The organism is Pseudoalteromonas sp. bablab_jr010 (genome assembly GCF_016464105.1).
Lineage (GTDB): Bacteria > Pseudomonadota > Gammaproteobacteria > Enterobacterales > Alteromonadaceae > Pseudoalteromonas > Pseudoalteromonas simplex.
On the sequence record NZ_JACDWV010000148.1, the window covers coordinates 1 to 19,118 of the forward strand.

At 39.6% G+C, this 19,118-nt stretch carries 22 protein-coding genes; 15 read left to right on the forward strand and 7 right to left on the reverse strand.

The genetic code is table 11. From position 1 onward, the window contains the following. Positions 1-285: 285 nt before the first annotated feature. The 3 genes from JIG37_RS13385 to JIG37_RS13395 form a co-directional block, all read right to left on the reverse strand. The gene (locus JIG37_RS13385; RefSeq protein ID WP_055198360.1) at positions 286-858 is read right to left on the reverse strand and encodes an outer membrane beta-barrel protein; all 573 of its coding nucleotides are present in this window, start codon (positions 856-858) and stop codon (positions 286-288) included. 236 nt (positions 859-1,094) lie between these two features. Next, positions 1,095-1,559, reverse strand: coding sequence for an acyl-CoA thioesterase (locus JIG37_RS13390; protein ID WP_054561436.1), 465 nt, complete (start codon positions 1,557-1,559; stop codon positions 1,095-1,097). A gap of 103 nt (positions 1,560-1,662) precedes the next feature. Then, the gene (locus JIG37_RS13395; protein WP_199529551.1) at positions 1,663-3,309 is read right to left on the reverse strand and encodes an electron transfer flavoprotein-ubiquinone oxidoreductase; all 1,647 of its coding nucleotides are present in this window, start codon (positions 3,307-3,309) and stop codon (positions 1,663-1,665) included. A 193-nt stretch (positions 3,310-3,502) separates the two neighbouring features. Here JIG37_RS13395 and JIG37_RS13400 point away from each other — a divergent pair, with 193 nt between their 5' ends. Then, positions 3,503-4,252 (forward strand): electron transfer flavoprotein subunit beta/FixA family protein, encoded by a 750-nt coding sequence (locus JIG37_RS13400; RefSeq protein WP_054553909.1) that lies wholly within the window; start codon positions 3,503-3,505, stop codon positions 4,250-4,252. Beyond that, on the forward strand, positions 4,253-5,179 hold the full coding sequence (locus tag JIG37_RS13405) for an FAD-binding protein (RefSeq protein WP_054553908.1): 927 nt from the start codon (positions 4,253-4,255) through the stop codon (positions 5,177-5,179). 70 nt (positions 5,180-5,249) lie between these two features. Here JIG37_RS13405 and JIG37_RS13410 read toward each other — a convergent pair whose 3' ends face one another. Continuing rightward, complete coding sequence (locus JIG37_RS13410) at positions 5,250-6,179, reverse strand: substrate-binding domain-containing protein (RefSeq protein ID WP_166340075.1); 930 nt, start codon at positions 6,177-6,179, stop codon at positions 5,250-5,252. A gap of 149 nt (positions 6,180-6,328) precedes the next feature. Beyond that, a complete protein-coding gene (asnS, locus tag JIG37_RS13415; protein ID WP_187489573.1) occupies positions 6,329-7,726 on the reverse strand; it encodes an asparagine--tRNA ligase in 1,398 nt (465 codons plus the stop codon). A gap of 259 nt (positions 7,727-7,985) precedes the next feature. Here asnS and JIG37_RS13420 point away from each other — a divergent pair, with 259 nt between their 5' ends. Continuing rightward, entirely contained in the window at positions 7,986-8,420 is a 435-nt protein-coding gene (locus JIG37_RS13420) for an ATP-binding protein (RefSeq protein ID WP_054553905.1), read from the forward strand. A 307-nt stretch (positions 8,421-8,727) separates the two neighbouring features. Here JIG37_RS13420 and bioA read toward each other — a convergent pair whose 3' ends face one another. Continuing rightward, positions 8,728-10,020: an adenosylmethionine--8-amino-7-oxononanoate transaminase gene (bioA, locus tag JIG37_RS13425; protein WP_199529552.1), complete on the reverse strand. Its 1,293-nt coding sequence runs from the start codon at positions 10,018-10,020 to the stop codon at positions 8,728-8,730. Positions 10,021-10,118: 98 nt separating this feature from the next. On the opposite strand from bioA, the gene bioB reads away from it, so the two are divergent. The 5 genes from bioB (at position 10,119) to htpX (ending at position 14,820) form a co-directional block, all read left to right on the forward strand. Then, positions 10,119-11,159: a biotin synthase BioB gene (gene bioB, locus JIG37_RS13430; protein ID WP_054553903.1), complete on the forward strand. Its 1,041-nt coding sequence runs from the start codon at positions 10,119-10,121 to the stop codon at positions 11,157-11,159. Between the two features lie 7 nt (positions 11,160-11,166). Then, the gene (locus JIG37_RS13435; protein ID WP_199529553.1) at positions 11,167-12,300 is read left to right on the forward strand and encodes an 8-amino-7-oxononanoate synthase; all 1,134 of its coding nucleotides are present in this window, start codon (positions 11,167-11,169) and stop codon (positions 12,298-12,300) included. Beyond that, positions 12,297-13,088: a methyltransferase domain-containing protein gene (locus JIG37_RS13440; RefSeq protein WP_199529554.1), complete on the forward strand. Its 792-nt coding sequence runs from the start codon at positions 12,297-12,299 to the stop codon at positions 13,086-13,088. Before JIG37_RS13435 ends, JIG37_RS13440 begins: the two co-directional genes overlap by 4 nt. A gap of 13 nt (positions 13,089-13,101) precedes the next feature. Next, positions 13,102-13,785 carry a dethiobiotin synthase gene (bioD, locus tag JIG37_RS13445; RefSeq protein ID WP_199529555.1) on the forward strand — a complete coding sequence of 228 codons (684 nt, stop codon included), beginning with the start codon at positions 13,102-13,104 and terminating at the stop codon, positions 13,783-13,785. A gap of 174 nt (positions 13,786-13,959) precedes the next feature. After that, the gene (gene htpX, locus JIG37_RS13450) at positions 13,960-14,820 is read left to right on the forward strand and encodes a protease HtpX (RefSeq protein WP_054561446.1); all 861 of its coding nucleotides are present in this window, start codon (positions 13,960-13,962) and stop codon (positions 14,818-14,820) included. A gap of 37 nt (positions 14,821-14,857) precedes the next feature. Here htpX and JIG37_RS13455 read toward each other — a convergent pair whose 3' ends face one another. Further along, the gene (locus tag JIG37_RS13455; protein WP_054561447.1) at positions 14,858-15,061 is read right to left on the reverse strand and encodes a hypothetical protein; all 204 of its coding nucleotides are present in this window, start codon (positions 15,059-15,061) and stop codon (positions 14,858-14,860) included. A gap of 80 nt (positions 15,062-15,141) precedes the next feature. Here JIG37_RS13455 and JIG37_RS13460 point away from each other — a divergent pair, with 80 nt between their 5' ends. The 7 genes from JIG37_RS13460 to JIG37_RS13490 all read left to right on the forward strand — a co-directional run bounded on the left by JIG37_RS13460 (position 15,142) and on the right by JIG37_RS13490 (position 19,112). Next, entirely contained in the window at positions 15,142-15,621 is a 480-nt protein-coding gene (locus JIG37_RS13460; RefSeq protein WP_199529556.1) for a GNAT family N-acetyltransferase, read from the forward strand. A gap of 82 nt (positions 15,622-15,703) precedes the next feature. Continuing rightward, positions 15,704-16,135 (forward strand): DUF3859 domain-containing protein, encoded by a 432-nt coding sequence (locus JIG37_RS13465; protein ID WP_138616765.1) that lies wholly within the window; start codon positions 15,704-15,706, stop codon positions 16,133-16,135. Positions 16,136-16,156: 21 nt separating this feature from the next. Further along, positions 16,157-16,567 carry a GFA family protein gene (locus JIG37_RS13470; RefSeq protein WP_199529557.1) on the forward strand — a complete coding sequence of 137 codons (411 nt, stop codon included), beginning with the start codon at positions 16,157-16,159 and terminating at the stop codon, positions 16,565-16,567. 5 nt (positions 16,568-16,572) lie between these two features. Next, entirely contained in the window at positions 16,573-16,884 is a 312-nt protein-coding gene (locus JIG37_RS13475; protein ID WP_138616763.1) for an antibiotic biosynthesis monooxygenase, read from the forward strand. Positions 16,885-17,169: 285 nt separating this feature from the next. Continuing rightward, the gene (locus JIG37_RS13480) at positions 17,170-17,529 is read left to right on the forward strand and encodes a group 1 truncated hemoglobin (RefSeq protein ID WP_054553893.1); all 360 of its coding nucleotides are present in this window, start codon (positions 17,170-17,172) and stop codon (positions 17,527-17,529) included. Continuing rightward, positions 17,520-18,410: a GGDEF domain-containing protein gene (locus tag JIG37_RS13485; RefSeq protein ID WP_199529558.1), complete on the forward strand. Its 891-nt coding sequence runs from the start codon at positions 17,520-17,522 to the stop codon at positions 18,408-18,410. Before JIG37_RS13480 ends, JIG37_RS13485 begins: the two co-directional genes overlap by 10 nt. A 318-nt stretch (positions 18,411-18,728) precedes the next feature. Continuing rightward, entirely contained in the window at positions 18,729-19,112 is a 384-nt protein-coding gene (locus JIG37_RS13490) for a nuclear transport factor 2 family protein (RefSeq protein WP_138616756.1), read from the forward strand. Positions 19,113-19,118: the final 6 nt, after the last annotated feature.

Below are 19,118 nucleotides of genomic sequence, written 5' to 3' on the forward strand. Positions count from 1 at the left end.
CGATTTAGGCAAGGCATTGATTGCAAGTAATAGTGGTTCTATTGTTAAAATCAATAACGCAGTATAAATCGCTTTTAAACCAACCCTTTGGGCGCTTCACAGGCACTTACTCTCATCGTTGTTACTTCTTAAAAGGGACTCCCATTCTTGCAAAGTAACGCCTTGATATTAAGCACCTGTGAAACGCTGAATTCAGCATCTTGAGGTGGATTGGGTATAAGCACATGCAAACACAAAAAAGGCAGTCGAGACTGCCTTTTAAATATTTAGACTGTATAGTCTAAATTAAAACATGTATTGGAATGATACAGACGCAACGTCCATATCTGGGTCAATATCATCTTCTAATTTATAGCGCTCATACTCTAAACGTACTTGCATGTTTGTTGTGAAAGCATATTCTACACCTGCACCATAAAATACATCACCACCGTCTGAGTCAGCACTGATGCTGCCAAGCTCGCCTAGGTCTTGCTCAATTTCAGCATCCCACTCTAGCCAACCACCTTTGGCATAAACAGAAAAGCTATCTGTAATTGGGGCTGCTAAGCGTGCTGCTAGTGAAACACCGTCAATTTCAGCTTTAGAATCGATATCGCTTACTTCATCAAAATTTTGATAAGCAAGTTCAAGGCTTAAGTACTTGTTAAACTGAGTACCAATATAGCCTTTTAGCATTTGTGAATCGTCATCGAAGTCAGTGTCATTTTCACTGTCTTCAAACTCAAAAGAATATTGGCCGTAGCCGATACCGGTATAAATACGCGGAGAATCCATTTCGGTAATATCTGCATGTGCAGCATTATTAAAACCTAGTAGTGCTAAAGAAAGTGCAGAAAGTGAAATTGCTTTAATCATTTAATAGCTCCTTTATAAAATAAATAAACGAATGTTTCGCGTCATTCACAAGGAGTATTGCAATGGCAATGCCAAGCTGAAAATAAAGCCTAAAGTATTGTTTTTAGGCTTCATTAAGTGGTTTTTTAAACAGTTTGTTGAAACTGTAATCAGGCATTCAGTTTGGCAGTCGTAACAATTTCAGGGTGCTCTGTAGAAGTTACTAGGTGCAGTTTATATTTTTGTTGCTTTAAATTTTAGGCTTTTTGTAAAAGGGTTTCTGTTTCTATCGCGATCTCTTTCATTTTTATCGCATAGTTTTCAATTTTCTTTTCTTCGTCTGTCACAGCTGTATATGAAGGTACTTCAATTGGGTAGCCTGCTTCATCCATTGCAATAAAACTTATAACACAATGATTGGTTTCAACTAGATTTTGTGTTTTAGGGTCGCCGCAGCGTACTTGAATAAAGATTTGCATGCTGGTTTTACCTGTGTGGGCAATACTGGCTTTCACTTCGACTATTTGGCCAACCAAAATAGGGCGCTGAAACTTTACACCCGCAACTGAGACAGTTACGCAGTAATGACCGCTCCAACCTGCAGCACAAGCGTAACCAGCTTGGTCAATCCACTTCATTACCACACCACCATGAACTTTACCGCCAAAATTGACATCGGTAGGCTCAGCTAAAAAACGAAAGGTTACACTTGAAGACGGCATACTTTACTCACTTTTATAAAACACGACACTTTCAGCATAGCCTAAAAAAGGGGCCGAAGCCCCTGCAATTTAGGATAAATTTTAATTAAATGAGTAACGTGCGTTACATATTAGGGTAGTTTGGCCCGCCTGCTCCTTCAGGTGTTACCCAAGTAATGTTTTGACTTGGGTCTTTAATGTCGCAGGTTTTACAGTGCACACAGTTTTGTGAGTTGATCACAAACTCTTTCTTACCTTCAACTTCTTGTACTTCGTACACACCTGCAGGGCAGTAGCGTTGTGCTGGCTCATCGAATTGCGGTAAATTCACTGCAATAGGAATCGAGTTATCTTTAAGCTTTAAATGGCATGGCTGCGATTCTTCATGATTGGTATTTGATAAAAACACCGATGAAAGTTTATCGAAGCTAAGTTTGCCATCTGCTTTTGGGTAGTCGATTTTTTCAGCCTGATCAGCTGCAACCAACGTTGCATGATCTGGCATGTTATCTTCAAAGTTAAACGGTAAGCTGCCACCAAATAGATTTTGATCGAGGGTGTTATAAGCACCACCTAAGAATTTACCGAGTTTGTGCATAACAGGGCCAAAGTTACGTGATTGATAAAGCTCTTTGTATGCCCAGCTTTGTTCAAAAGCTGATTTATATTCAGCTAAATCGGCATTTTCTTTACCGTCGCTAAGAGCTGCTACTATCACATCAGCGGCAACCATGCCTGATTTCATCGCTGTATGATTACCTTTGATCTTGGCAAAGTTCAATGTGCCCGCATCACAACCTACAAGTAAACCACCCGGGAAGTGCATTTTCGGTAAAGAACGCAGGCCACCTTTGGCAATAGCTCTTGCGCCATAGGCTATGCGTTCACCGCCTTCTAAAACATCTTTAAAAACAGGGTGATGCTTCATGCGTTGGAATTCATCAAACGGGCTTAAATGTGGGTTTGAATAGTTAAGGTCAACAATTAAGCCAACCACAACCTGATTGTTGTCGCTGTGATACATAAATGCACCACCACTGGTATCACCAGTTAACGGCCAGCCTGTACCATGTACTACAGTGCCTTCTTTGTGTTTACTCGGGTCGATTTGCCAAATTTCTTTGAAACCTAAACCGTAATGCTGTGGTGATGCATCTTTATCAAGAGCAAAGTGTTTGATTAGCTCTTTACCTAAATGACCGCGGCAGCCTTCAGCAAATACGGTGTATTTTGCTCTAAGCTCCATACCAGGCATGTAACCATCTTTTTCGTTGCCGTCTTTATCAAGGCCCATATCGCCAGTGATAATGCCTTTCACTGTTTCGTCTTCAATAATCAAAGAATGAGCACTAAAGCCAGGGAATATTTCTACCCCTAAGTTTTCCGCTTGCTCTGCTAAAAAGCGACATACATTACCCATAGAGACAATGTAATTGCCTTCGTTATGGAATGTTTTAGGGCTAGCAAAGTGGGGGATGCTGGTGGCTTTTTCACTGTTATTGAACCAATAAATATCATCTTGCGTTACTTTAGTGGTAACTGGTGCGCCTAATGACTGCCAATCAGGTAATAATTCATCCAGCGCTTTGGTTTCGAAAACCGCACCCGATAAAATGTGTGCGCCCACCTCAGAGCCTTTTTCTACCACACAGATCATTAATTCTTGTTGTTTTTCTTGTGCTTGTTGAGCCAATCTAATCGCATTTGATAAACCTGCTGGGCCTGCGCCTACGATGACTACATCAAATTCCATGGTTTCGCGTTCGACCATATAAACCTCTTCTCGGTGACGGACCTGCTGTAAAGAACCTTATTTCATACTTGCAAATGAAACGTTACAGGCTGTGAATACTTTAAGGTTATTTTAGGTTGACGTTTACGTCAACAGGAAGTAGTCTGAATTCATAAAATAAATAAGTTGACGCCAAGGTCAACTTTGAGAACACACAATTGATGGAGTCACGATGAAAGTCCTCGTTCCAATTAAAAGAGTAATTGACTACAACGTCAAAGCACGCGTTAAAGCCGATAAAACGGATGTTGATCTAGCTAATGTAAAAATGGCGATGAACCCGTTTTGTGAAATTGCAATTGAAGAAGCTATTCGTTTAAAAGAAGCAGGGACGGCCACTGAGGTTGTTGCTGTGACTATTGGTAATAAATCATCTCAAGAGCAATTACGTACGGCATTAGCACTCGGTGCTGATAAAGCCATTCATATTGAAACAGAAGAAAAGCTTGAGTCTTTACATGTTGCTAAATTACTGAGCAAGATTGTAGAGCAAGAATCACCTGAGCTGGTTATTTTAGGTAAGCAATCGATTGACTCTGACAACAATCAAACCGGTCAAATGCTTGCTGCTTTAACGGGTCGTGGCCAAGGCACCTTTGCATCTAAAGTCGATATTCAAGCGGGTACCGTTAATGTAACACGTGAAGTAGACGGTGGCTTGCAAACAGTTGCTCTTAAACTTCCTGCTATCGTAACCACAGACTTACGTTTAAATGAACCACGCTATGCTTCATTGCCAAACATTATGAAGGCAAAACGCAAGCCTCTTGATGTAATTGCTGCTGACAGCCTAGGTGTAGACCTTGCGCCTCGCGTACAGCTGGTAGAAGTAAATGAGCCAGAAAAACGCAGTGGCGGCATCATCGTAGAAGATGTAGCAACATTGGTAGAAAAGTTAAAAACAGAAGCGAAGGTGATCTAAATGAAAACATTAGTGATAGCCGAACACGATAAAGGTGTTCTAAAGCCTGAAACGAATAAAACGATTACTGCTGCTGTTAAACTAGGCTTTGATGTAGATTTACTACTTGCAGGCGAAAACTTATCAGCAATGAGTGAACAAGCAGCATCAATTGCAGGTGTTAGTAACGTACTTATTGCCGATGATGCAGCTTATGCTAATCAACTTGCAGAAAACCTAGCTGATCTAGTTTTATCTTTAGCTGATAACTATTCACACATTGTCGCAAGCGCAACAACAACGGGTAAAAACTTTATGCCACGTGTTGCTGCACTTTTAGATGTTGCGCAAATCTCTGAAATCATCGATGTGATTGATGCAGATACTTTTAAGCGTCCTATTTATGCAGGTAATGCAATTGCGACAGTTAAATCACTAGATAGCAAAAAAGTGATTACTGTTCGTGCAAGTAGCTTTGATATTGCACAAGAGCAAGCGCCAGTAGCTGTAACGAGTGTTACTGGTAAAGGTTCTGTTGGTCTGAGTGAGTTTGTATCAGAAGAACAAACTGAATCAGAACGTCCTGAGCTTACTGCAGCACCTGTGGTTATTTCAGGTGGTCGTGGTATGCAAAATGGTGAAAACTTTGCGTTATTAAATGGTATTGCTGACAAACTAGGTGCAGCGATTGGTGCTTCACGTGCTGCTGTTGATGCGGGCTTTGTACCAAACGATATGCAAGTCGGTCAAACAGGTAAAATTGTTGCGCCAGATTTATATATTGCTGTGGGTATTAGTGGTGCGATTCAACACTTAGCGGGTATGAAAGACTCAAAGGTGATTGTTGCCATCAACAAAGACCCTGATGCGCCAATTTTCCAAGTTGCTGACTATGGTTTAGTTGCTGATTTATTTGATGTGTTACCAGAGCTTGAAAGCGCTCTGTAATTCATAACGATTCTGGTTGTTAAAAGCTGTTCACCTTTTTAGGTGCGCAGCTTTTTTTATATTTACGAAGCTATTTTACTGGAAGGTAGCCAATATCGAGCATTTTTTGTTGTATCTTTTTTGACTTTATAAATACAGCTAATTTGTCACCTATTTTCTTTGAACGCGGTGATTGTGTATTAACTATCAATACCAATGGGCGAACAAAAGCGTATTCTCCACTTTGAATTGTTTCGATAGACGGGCTAACGCCATCAATTGCTAATAAACTCACTTTATTTATTCTTCTATCGTTTTCAAGCTTGGTTATTGCTCCATATGAATCATAAGCAATAGCATTTTGTATTCGTTGCACAATTCCCAGCGCTTGATTAAATTGATCGTATAATTCAACTTTTTGTTCAGAAAATAGGCCTCTATTTCCAGCATTTTTTAGGCGAATAAAATTACTGTCTGGTTCTTTGATGTAATCAAGCTGTAAATACTCTAAAAACACATCAAAACTGCCGTGCGTTGTGCCTTTGCTGAAAAGCAAAATCTCATCATTTTTACTACTAAGTTTCGGAGTATGCGGAGAAACATCTGACCACTTAGTGAGCTTACCCTGATATATAGCACTGAGTGTACTAGTTGATAACTCATCGATATTGAGGTTTTTATTTACAAAAAAAGTGATCGCATCTTGTGCTAAAACAATTTGCCGTAAAAAGGGCCATCTTTGCTGTTCATCTTTGGTGAGGTATCGGGAGCTTGTGCCAATATCGATGACATTATCTGCAATTGCGATAATTCCTTTATCGCTACCCATAGGTCTTATTTGTATGCTATTACCAAATTCTTGACTTAATTCGCTCTTAAGATCTATTAATAATGCAGAAACAGAAGTGGAACCAGCAATAAAAATAGGCTTTGCGTTTAAGTCTTCTTCTAGTGCCGTGACTTTGCATGCGATTAATGATGAGGTTACTAGTAAAATGGTCTGAATAGCGCGAAAGTGCATAATAAAATGAGCTCTTAATTATTAGACTACTTTCAATATAGGCTATTTATATATGTTTGCTAAATCTCTACCAGATTTTTTATATATTATAGTGTGTTAGCATTAAAAAAGCCGCTCGAAAGCGGCTTTTAAATTTATAGCGTTGCTTATTAGTAAGTCGCGCTGCCTTTTGTACGAGGGAAGGCGATAACGTCACGTACGTTACCCATACCGGTTACATATGCAACTAAACGCTCAAAACCTAGACCAAAACCTGAGTGCGGTACAGTGCCGTATTTACGTAGGTCGCGGTACCAGCTGTAATCTTCTTTGTTTAAGCCCATTTCTTCTAGACGCTTATCTAATACATCTAGACGCTCTTCACGTTGAGAACCACCGATGATTTCACCAATACCTGGTGCAACTACGTCCATTGCAGCGACTGTTTTACCGTCTTCGTTTTGACGCATGTAGAAGGCTTTAATATCACGCGGGTAGTTTTTAATAACTACTGGCGCATTAAAGTGCTCTTCAGCAAGGTAACGTTCGTGCTCAGATTGTAAATCTACACCCCATTCAACAGGGTATTCGAATTTCTTGCCACACGCTTTTAAGATTTCGATAGCATCTGTGTAATCAACTTGTGCGAAATCTTTAGTTACGAACTCTTCTAAGCGTGAGATAGCTGTTTTCTCAACACGTTGTTCAAAGAATTCCATATCGTCACGACGCTCAGTTAATACTGCATTGAAAACATATTTCAGCATGTCTTCAGCAAGTTTTGCGATATCTTCTAAATCTGCGAATGCAACTTCAGGTTCAACCATCCAAAACTCTGCTAAGTGACGAGATGTGTTTGAGTTTTCAGCACGGAAAGTCGGGCCAAAAGTATAGATTTTTGACATTGCAGATGCGTATGTCTCACCATTTAACTGACCAGATACTGTTAAGAATGCTTCTTTACCAAAGAAATCTTCACTGTAATCGATGTCGCCTTTATCTGTGCGTGGCAAGTTTTGCATATCTAAAGTAGATACACGGAACATTTCACCGGCGCCTTCACAGTCACTAGCAGTGATGATAGGTGTGCTGATCCAGTAGTAGCCTTGCTCGTGATAAAAACGGTGAATCGCTTGTGCTAAACAGTTACGTACACGGGTTACCGCACCCATGATGTTAGTACGAGGGCGAAGGTGTGCGTGCTCACGTAAATATTCAATGCTGTGACGTTTAGCAGACATAGGGTAGGTGTCTGGGTTCTCAACCCAACCTAATACTTCTACAGAGTTAGCTTGAATTTCGAAAGACTGACCTTGACCTGCAGATGGCACTAGAACACCGGTTACAGATACAGAACAACCTGCTGTTAAACGTGTTACTTCATCATAATTATTGAGTGAATTAGGTACTACCGCTTGAATAGGATCAAAACACGAACCGTCATGAACGGCTAAAAATGAAATTCCTGCTTTTGAATCGCGGCGTGTACGGATCCAGCCTTTTACTGTTACTTGGCTGTCTACCGCAACCTTGCCTTTTAATAGCTCTGAAATCGCTAAATGGCTCATCTTCACTCCAATGATATAAGTTGCCTAATATAATAATGCTGTGCATTGCACTTGAATCGACTATCTTACCCTCGTAAATCAAATAAAAAAACTATTGTGACGCACTCTTTAGTAGTTTTTCTTCAATTGAGTAAAATAGCAGCAATATTTTGCGTAAAATTTGCGTTTATTTAAATTCTCGCTGCGCTAATTGGTTATTTTGTGGCATTATTAACAATTACTGTCCTTTAGTCTTTAATTAAATTGTATAACAGGTGCTATGAAACAAGTTTTTATTCTTCGCGGCTTACCAGGCTCAGGTAAATCATATTATGCACAAAGCCTAGCTGATGAGTTGGTAGCTGGTAACGAAAGTGATTATGTCGTGTGCGCAACAGATGATTATTTTTACAATAGCGAAGGTGAGTATCAATTTGATAAGTACAAGTTACCTGAGTATCACAATTTAAATCTTGCACGCTTTATTAATGCCTTAGCAGAAGAAATTCCGTTAGTAATTGTTGATAACACTAATATTAAAAAATGGGAATTTATCGCCTACGCACAAGCGGCTACTGCACTGGGTTATCAAGTAAAAGAAGTGATCGTTGGTGAAATTAAAGATAAATCATTACAGCATCTTTACGCTAAGCGCTGCGAACATAAAGTACCGCTTCGCATGATAAGTAAAATGGCTTATATGTTTGAATGGTAAAGTTTAAAGAAAAGGAAGCATCAGCTTCCTTTTTTATGTCTAGAGGGCGTGTTGACCTTTGTGGATTAAAATTTGTTCACTCTAGGGGCGATTTAATCGCGGCGCGAGATTTGTAACCTAGTGGGCTAAGTAAAAATCGAGCAACAAAGAGTTAATCGCCCCTAGGAAGAACCCGAAGGGCAGCGCGTGTTTGGCATTGATGCTGCGTTATCGCCTATTTATGGGGAACAACCACACTACATAGGCTCTGTCTTGCCTAAATACCAAACACACTGCTGCAAAATTAATCACAAAGGGTCAACACGCCCTAATACGCCTGTTGTTCTATGGCTGCATAAATAGCATTGCATAACTTAGTTAAGCTTTGTTCGTCGCTTATGTAAGGCGGCATCAAATAAATTAATTTAGCAAACGGGCGTATCCACACACCTTGCTCGATAAAAAAGCGTTGAATTTTTGCTACATCTACACTTCGCTTAAGCTCAACAACACCAATTGCCCCCAATGTCCGCACATCAACGACTGCATCAAGTTGCTTACACTTTGCAAGCTGGGTTGTTAGAACATCATTTATGTGTTCAATTTGCTCTTGCCACGGTTGCTCTAGCAGTAAATCAATACTTGCACAGGCTGTAGCACAGGCAAGCGGGTTACCCATAAAAGTTGGGCCATGCATTAATACGCCGGCTTCACCTTCACTAATGCCAATAGCGACTTTGCTGGTGGTTAATGTTGCTGATAGGGTCATCATGCCACCCGTTAATGCTTTGCCAATACATAAAATATCAGGCTCTATGTTGGCGTGCTCAATAGCAAACAAGGTGCCGGTGCGGCCAAAGCCTGTGGCGATTTCATCACAAATAAGTAAAACATCATACTTATCACACAGAATGCGTAGGTGCTTTAAGTAATCAGGGTGGTAAAAATTCATGCCCCCAGCATTTTGAACTATGGGTTCAATGATAAATGCCGCAACATCGTGGTGGTGAGCTGCAAAGTAGCTTTCAAGCGTATCAGCTTCAGCAGGGTTAAACTCGCCATTAAATTTAGCACTCGGCGCAGGTACAAAAACATGTTCAGGTAAAAATCCTGAGTACATACTGTGCATTGAATTAACCGGATCGCAAACACTCATCGCCGCAAAGGTATCGCCATGGTAGCCCTTAAGCGGCGTCATTAACTTTTGTTTACTGGTGTAACCTTGGCTAAGCCAGTACTGCAAGGCCATTTTTATGGCAACTTCAACACTCACAGAACCACTGTCGGCTAAGAACACCTTATCGAGTGACTCAGGTGTGATACTGACTAGCTTTTTACATAGCTCAACAGCAGGCTCATGAGTTAAACCACCAAACATGACATGACTCATTTTGCTAACTTGCTGGGTGATTGCTTCATTTAAAACAGGATGGCAGTAACCATGGATGGCACTCCACCAAGAGGCCATACCATCTATTAGGCTTTCGCCTGTTTCTAAGAAAATACGATTTGCATTGGCATGACTGACTGGGTAAACGGGAAGGGGCTGAGTCATAGAAGTATAAGGATGCCAAATATGCTCACGATCAAAATCTAAATCTATTGGTTGTTTATTAATCATATGTAAACTTTATATCACTTCGATTCGTTGACAATGTTACGTCAAGTCGTAGACTAAGCCAATCTAACCGTCCCAATAATTTAAAAAAAGAGACTATTATGGAGCACGCAGTTGTCCGTCACGATTGGACTCACCAAGAAGTAAAAGCATTATTTGAAATGCCGTTCAATGATTTGTTATTTAAAGCTGCCAGCGTACATCGTGAAAACTTCAATCCAAATGAAGTACAAATTTCTACTTTATTATCGATTAAAACCGGTGCTTGCCCAGAAGATTGCAAATATTGTCCTCAGTCAGGTCATTATAAAACAGACTTAGACCGTGAACGCCTTATGGAAGTAGAAAAAGTGGTTGAGCAAGCGCGTGTTGCCAAAGAAAAAGGCGCTACCCGTTTTTGTATGGGCGCTGCGTGGTCTGATCCGAAAGAACGTGACATGCCTTATATTTCAAAAATGGTAAAAGAGGTTAAAGAGCTCGGCCTTGAAACCTGTATGACGCTTGGCATGCTAGATAACGAAAAAGCCCATGCATTAAAAGACGCGGGTCTTGATTACTACAACCATAACCTAGATACATCACCTGAGTATTACCAACAGATCATTACAACACGAACTTACCAAGACCGTTTAAACACCATCGATAACGTGCGTGATGCGGGCATGAAAGTGTGCTCTGGTGGTATTGTTGGTATGGGCGAGCAGGCTGCTGACCGTTTTGGTTTATTAATGCAATTAGCTAATTTGCCGCAGCAGCCAGAGAGTGTGCCAATTAATATGTTGGTTAAGGTTAAAGGCACGCCACTTGAAGATGTCGAAGACTTAGACCATTTTGAGTTTATTCGTACCATTGCTGTTGCACGTATCATGATGCCGAAAAGTTATGTTCGGTTATCTGCTGGCCGTACGGCGATGAATGAACAAATGCAATCTATGTGTTTCTTTGCTGGTGCTAATTCAATTTTCTACGGTGATAAACTACTGACTACAGAAAACCCTGAAGCAGACGCAGACATGATGCTAATTAAAAAATTAGGCATGAACCCAGAAACTCGTGAAGATTATTCTGATGAAGCGGTTGCAGCATCACTTTCATCAAAAGTTGCTGATAAAGCAACATCAGAACTATTTTACGAAGCGTAGCAATTAAATGGCTTTTGATTTTATTGCCGAGCATCTTGTTGAGCGTCAAGCAGAGGCATTACTGAGAAAGCGTCAACTTGTTGAGCAATCAAGCGGGCGCTTTATTCAGGTTGCAGGTAAAGAGTATTTAAATTTTGCCAGTAATGACTACCTTGGCTTTTCGGATGATTTTATTGAGATACAAGCGCAGCAACTAGGTAGCCACAGTTCAGCATTAGTGAATGGTTATAATAAACCACAACAACAGCTTGAGCAGCGTTTATGCGAGTTATTAGGCTACGAAAGCGCCATGTTATTTAATAGCGGATTTAGTGCTAATAGCAGCGTATTAAAAGCGTTGTTTCAAGATAAAAGTGTAGCGAAATCATCGGCAATATTTCAAGATAAGCTCAATCATGCCAGCTTAATTGATGGCGGCCTTCACTCTGCCGCTGCAATGGTGCGCTTTAATCATAACGACCTTAGGCACTTAGAATCTCGGTTACAAAAGTCAAAAGCAAAGAATAAGCTTATAGTGAGCGAAGGGGTGTTTTCGATGGATGGCGATCAAGCCCCCATTGAAGCACTCTGTAAACTCGCTAAACAATACAACGCGTGGCTGATGATTGACGATGCCCATGGCTTTGGTGTGTTAGGCGAGCAAGGCTTAGGCAGTTGTGAGGCAATCAAGCCTGATTTACTGATCATCACCTTTGGCAAGGCACTGGCAAGTAGTAGCGCTTGCCTGCTTGCATCAAAGCAAATGATTGATTACATGTTGCAGTTTAATCGCGAATATATTTATTCAACGGCGATGTCACCACTGATGGCAAGTTGTACTCTTGAGCGACTCGAAAAGTTACTAAAAGCTGATGAAAAACGCTCTCAGCTTACAGAGAATATTGCCTACTTTAGAGCACTTGCCAAAGAGCATAATTTAGCATTAATGGAATCATCAACGGCTATTCAGCCTTTGGTATTGGGCGATGCAGAACACACGCTTGCCGTTGCTAATAAGCTTAAAGAGAAAGGCGTGTGGTTAACTGCTATTAGACCGCCCACGGTGCCTTTTAATACGGCACGACTTAGGATAACTCTAAGTAGCGCGCATCAAGCTGACGATATAAAAAAACTGGTTGATTCGCTAGTGGAGTGTTTATGAGTGTTCAACTGCAAGCGCCTTTAAGCTTTCAACACAGTAATAAGCTAACAACACAAACTAAGTTCTCTAAAGCGGCTGCAAATTACGCGAGCCATGCTAATGTACAAAAACAAGCAGCTGCGCACTTATTTAAAATGATGGCAAGTAAACATCAGCAGGGTACTTGCCTTGATTTAGGAGCTGGGCCTTTAGTTAACACGGCAATGCTTAAAACACATTTTGATACTGTATTGGCAATGGATTTAAGTCATTCCATGCTAAGCACAGAGCAAAACCCGCGTTGTTTAAAAGTGTGTGCTGATATGGATAACCTACCATTACAGCAAAACTCCCTTGATTGTGTGTTTAGTAATTTTGCAATGCAATGGTCTGCTGATTTAGAGGCACTAATTAAAAATCTTTTTTCCGCATTAAAAGCGGGCGGTAAGGTTTATTTAAGCTGCGTGGTAGATGGATCCCTTAAAGAGATCAAACAGGCTTTTGCTTGTTTAGATGAGCAAAACCATATTAATCAGTTTCATAGTGCTAGTCACATTATTGAGTATGCAAAATTGGCGGGGTTTAAACTGAATTTTGCAGCCGAAAGATGTTATATAGATTCCTATAACTCTCCCTTAGATGCGCTGCGGTCGATAAAAGCGATTGGTGCTACCTCATTGCAAACTAAGCAAAAACGCAAAGGGTTATTAACAAGACAGGCACTTAATAGTGTTTGTAAGGCTTACCCTCTGGTTGATGGGCATGCTAGAGTGAGCTATCAAGTTGTCCTTTTAGAACTAGAAAAATAGAATTAACTCAAAAATGAAAGAATTTTTTATCACGGGTACAGACACCGATGCCGGAAAAACCCATGTCACCAGTTTATTATTAAACTTACTAGCACAACATAAACAGCGTGCGGTTGGGTTTAAACCCATTGCAGCAGGTGCCGAAGAAGCATTTGGGCAGCTAGTCAATGATGATGCATTAACCTTAATGGAAAGCTCATCAATTGGGGTTAAATACAACATTGTTAACCCCTTTACCTATGAGCCACCCATTGCACCGCATATTGCAGCTGCCCAAGTAGGTGACAGACTGTCATTTGATAAACTCGATATTGCTTATGCAAATGTAAAAGCACTCAATACCGATTATATTCTTACAGAAGGTGCAGGCGGTTGGTGTTTACCTATCAACGAAACTGATTTACTGTGCGATTGGGTTAAATCACAAAACCTTGATGTTGTTCTAGTCGTAGGCATGAAGCTTGGTTGCCTTAATCACGCACTATTGACAGCTGCTCACTTTAAAGCGCTCGGTGTAAATTGTGTGGGTTGGATTGCAAATCATGTAGACCCAAACATGCGTGAACAAGACGCCAATTTAGAAACACTAAAATCAGCATTGCCTTTCCCGCTTTTAGCGATTAGTCCGTATACAGACGGCACCCCTAAATTAAAAATTTACAAAACCTTACTTGAAATTTTATCTATCAACCCATAATAATTGAGTTGTTACTTTTGACATACTCTGTCACAATTGGTTGCAATTAGTTCCTTGCAACCAATTGCATAAGCCCTAAACTGAGTTGGTAGAACACCCAGATAATTTTATTAACTAACGATTTTTAACCATGTCGTTAGTTAATACAATTGGTATGTTTATTCTGAGGTTTTTATGAAGCGTGTATTTTTGTTTCTACTGACTAACTTAGCGGTAATGCTAGTGTTAGGTATTGTGTTGTCTATTGTGATGAGCGTACTGGGTATTAGCCATCGCAGTCTAGGCGGCATTTTAGTTATTTCGACCGTATTTGGTTTTGGTGGCTCGTTTATTTCGTTATTTATGTCGAAATGGATGGCAAAAAAATCAACTGGTGCACATGTTATTGAACAACCTCGTTCTGAAACAGAACAATGGTTAGTTTCGACGGTAGCAGCGCAAGCTAAAAAAGCAGGTATCGCGATGCCAGAAGTGGCTATTTACGATAGCCCTGAAATGAACGCATTTGCGACCGGCCCAAGTAAGAACAACTCGCTGGTGGCTGTGAGCACAGGTTTATTACACAACATGAATCAAGATCAAGCTGAGGCAGTTTTGGCTCATGAGGTGTCACACATTGCAAATGGTGACATGGTAACGCTGACACTTATCCAAGGTGTAGTGAATACCTTTGTTATCTTTATGGCGAAAGTATTGGCAGGTATTGTTGATAACTTCCTTAATAGTGATGAAGAAGAGGGCGGGAGTAGCTGGACATACTTCTTGTTCGATATGATTTTCCAAATGTTATTTGGTGTTCTAGCAAGTGTGATTGTTGCTTACTATAGCCGTAAACGCGAATTCTCTGCGGATGCCGGTGCAGCAAAACTAGTAGGTGCAGATAAAATGCGCAGCGCCCTTGAGCGTTTAAAACAAAACCACCCATCACAACTTGAAGGTTCAATGATGGCATTTGGTATTGCAAGCGGTAAAGGTGTTGCTGAATTATTCTCATCGCACCCACCACTTGATGAGCGTATTAACGCATTACGTTAATTTAAACACGAAAAAGCCAGCTTGATGCTGGCTTTTTTTATTGTTGGTTTTTCTCTCGCTCAAGTTGTTGTGGCAATAAAACCTCAACAATTTCACGGGCCGGTAAGGTATACCTTACGCCATCAAACATCACAGAAGTATGTTCATCAATACTGGTGATCCCTGTTAAGGTCCAGCCTTCCCCGCGTTCTTTACAGTATACTGTGGTGGTAGGTTGAATTACTTTAAATTCTTCACTCATCGAACTTAATCTAATTGCTTGAAATTGCGTTTATAGTAAGACAATAATGCCAGCTCATAAAGCAAAAAGAAGAAATTAACGTGTCTAGCCACGATGACTTAGCCTTTGACTTACGCCCAATTCGTCATAGAGATTGCCAAGCGATATGGGATATTTTAAAAGATCCGCAAGTACAAACATTTAATGATTACGGCGCTGATATAACGAAAGGTGACGTGTACGACTTTATTCAAGGCGACATAGAACGTTTTTATAATCAACAAGGCATTCGTTTAGTTATTGTTTTACGAAGTAGTGGGCAGGTTATTGGCAGCGTAGGCATATTTAACATAATTGACGGACAGGGCATGTTGGGGTTTGAGTTGTCGTCTCAATACTTTGGCAAAGGAATAATGCAAAAGGTACTAGATATGCTATTTGAAAAACTGACGACCTATGTACCTGCTCCGCTAAACAGTGTGTTAGCTTTAGTTAACCCAAATAATAGCGCAAGTATTAAACTTTTAACTAAATGTGGCTTTCAACAACATGACACTCACTGGGTAAAATACGTTAGCTAATTACTATAATAGTACAATCTTGTTCTGCTAGGGTTGCTACTATAAAATAGCGCCTCATTTTTAAAAAGGAGCGCTTGCAGCTATGGCAAAAGCAAAGCCAATTACCACTATTGAAAGTTACGGCATTTACAGTCATTGGGATGCAAAAGAGAAAGACCTGCCACAAATCACCGAGTTTACAACAGACGTTCCTGCACAGTTAGATATTGAATTTGGCTTTATAGTTAACATTAAAAAGGCCAAAGGACAAAAAATTAAATTTTGCGTTTACCACCCAGATATTCCGGATGAAGATGGCGAGATCATGCCACCGTTTGAGGGCGAACAGTACGTTAAAACAAACGATTGGCAGTTTTATTTAGGTGATACGATATGGGCACCTGTTGACAATAAAGTAGGTATTTGGCGCATGACTATTGAGTTAAATGGCCATATAATTGCTGATAAATCCTTTAACTTATTAAAGGAAGCCGAAGGCACTGCCACTGAATTTTGGAAGCATCGCGGTTATTAATCTTTAAACCTGAGAGGGACTATGTATCAAGGAAGTTGTTTATGCAGCAAAGTAAAAGTAACTATTGCTGGTGGTATAGACTCAATTATTCATTGTCATTGCTCCTTATGTCGTAAAAACTCAGGCACAGCCTACGCAACCAATGGCTTTATTCAACGAGATGGTTTTAACCTCACAGAAGGCAAGCAGCATCTAAGCGCGTTTGAATTTAAACCCGGCAGAATTCGTTATTTTTGTAGCTATTGTGGCTCACCTATTTATAGCGAGAATAAAGATGACCCAAGCCGCTTACGTATTCGCTTAGGTTTATTAGATAGCGATATAAATGAGCGCCCGATCAGCCATAACTTTGTAAGCTCTAGAGCAAATTGGGATACATTTGACGAAAAAATTCCATGTTATGATGGTTTTGAACCAAGTAGGGGGAAGTAACAGCCATGATAGCGAATACACCAAAACCGCCTTATTACGCCGTGATTTTTACGAATACCTTATCTGACGATACCGCCGGTTATGAAGATGTGGCTAATAGAATGGTTGAACTTGCAGAGCAACAACCTGGGTATTTAGGTATAGAGTCTGTTCGTGATGGTTTGGGAATTACAGTGTCGTATTGGCAAAGCTTAGATGCAATAAAAGCCTGGAAACAAAACGTTGAGCACTTAAACGCCCAACAGCTCGGTAGAGACAAATGGTACAGCGCCTTTACAACGCGTATTGCTAAAGTAGAACGTGATTATTCATTGTAATAGCCATCAATCATAAAAAGAACACATCATACTGCTTGAGGTTTATTTCAATCTCGGCAAATATCTTTGAATTTAAGATTTTTAAATCAACAGATATGGTGTGTAAGAGGGGCTATTAATATTCACGTGCAACAAATGAGAATAATCCCATTATTTGCTTATTCAAAAATGCAAAATCTCTTTTCCTTTCTATAATTTAAATATCAATAGCTTGCAGACTTTCTTGTCATCTTTTGTGGTGCCTTATTAGCTACTTAAATATTTATCGATAATACAGGACTCGATGTGGAATCTTCTTTGTTTATCAAATACGGTGGTTTTTCTCGAATTTATAAAGTCATAGAAAAGTTTTATGACAATATTTTGAAGTCAGAAACCCTTAATGCTCATTTTAAACATACCAACATGGAAAGGTTAATTCATCATCAAACAAGTTTTATCTCATCTTTAATGGGTGGACCTGATTACATCAGTGATGAACAACTCGCACAAGCCCATAAAAATTTAGGTATTAATCTTAAAGATTGGCAAGAAATGATAAATATCTTGTCGCTTACATTTTCTGAACAAGGAATATCAGAAGACGACGCGAAGCAAGTCATAGCTAAGCTTGAAACAAAACGAGACTTTATCGTATGTCATTAGGGTCAGAACAAAACGACAAAAATTATTCTGTTTTAAATTATTTGCAGTTACCTGTCGTTGTTTTTTCGGCTAATGAACACAAGGAAGTATTTCAAAACAACTCACTTCAACTTGTTGCACAGCATTATCTAGATGCATCGAACAATCCAACTAACAGAAGCTTAGTACAATTAATTATTTCGAAATTATTAGAAAATGATACTGATAAGCTTGAAGTGGAAATTAATAACGGTTCTTATCGTCATATATTTAGATTTACTGCCAATGTAGTGGGTGAGCACGTCATTGTTGAAGGTGAGGATATCACCGAACTTAAGAGAAACCAGTTTTTGTTTAACAGAACAAACTCATTGTTAGAAGACTACAGTAAGCAAATGTTTGAACTTGCTCATACTGACCAATTAACAAATGTGCCAAATAGGCGAGCCTTGTTTGCAAAATTCAATCAATTACAATCAAATCATGAAGAATTTAGTTGTACTGTTTCACTTATCGATCTTGATCACTTTAAGCATTTTAATGATTCATTTGGCCATGATTTTGGCGACCAAGTATTAGTCACCTTTGCAAAGCATGTAAAAGATAGCATTGATGATACGTGTTACTTTGCAAGACTTGGCGGTGAAGAGTTTTGCCTTATTCAAATAAACAATAAAGACACGTTTTGTTTTGCCAATACAGAAACACTACTTCAAACAACTAAGACCATAAAGCTAATGACACCTGATAACTCAAATATAGGTATGTCGTTTAGCGCAGGTGTTGCTGTGTATGGTAAAGACGGCATTTCACTTGATGAGCTTTTGAATAAAGCTGATAAAGCACTTTATATTGCTAAAGAGAATGGCCGTTCGCGTGTAGTAAAGTTTGAAGGTGCTTAAAACGCTAAATTGATTACTGATACTTAATACATTTTAGATTCGCTAAAAGATTAATAGCTTATTTTTCTGCTAACACGTACCCATTCCAACATACGTAACATATAAGCTATTTACTAAAGTGAAGTGTAACCGTCATTCGTTATTATCGGAAATTTGAACGCTCCATTGCTAACTTTTCTGGCTAGTTATCAGTTAATAGCTCTGGTAGAAATAGAATATTCAGAAAAGGAACTATTATGCTTTAGTAAAATGTGTAATTAGCTTGTCTTACATTTCTTAAATACAAGCATAATCAACAAATTTGTGAAGAGGTGATAAATGTCGGTTGATTTAGAATTAAATAAGAGAAATGCTATTGAGTTTTACAAAACCGCTTATCTAGGAAATCCATCTCTAGCGGTTGAAAAGTATGTAGGCGAAGTATACATACAACATAATCCTTTAGTTGGTGATGGAACAGCCTCATTCATTACCTATTTTGAGAAAATGCATAATGAATATCCAGATAAGAAAATTGATTTTGTTCGTGCTATAGCAGAAGGTAATCTTGTTGCGCTTCATACTCACCAAATATGGCCTGGTAATGATCAATATGTCACCATGGATTTCTTTCGGTTTGATGAAAATGGCAAGATTGTCGAGCACTGGGATTCAATACAACAGATACCACAAGAGACTTTGAATGGTAACTCAATGTATTGAATATGT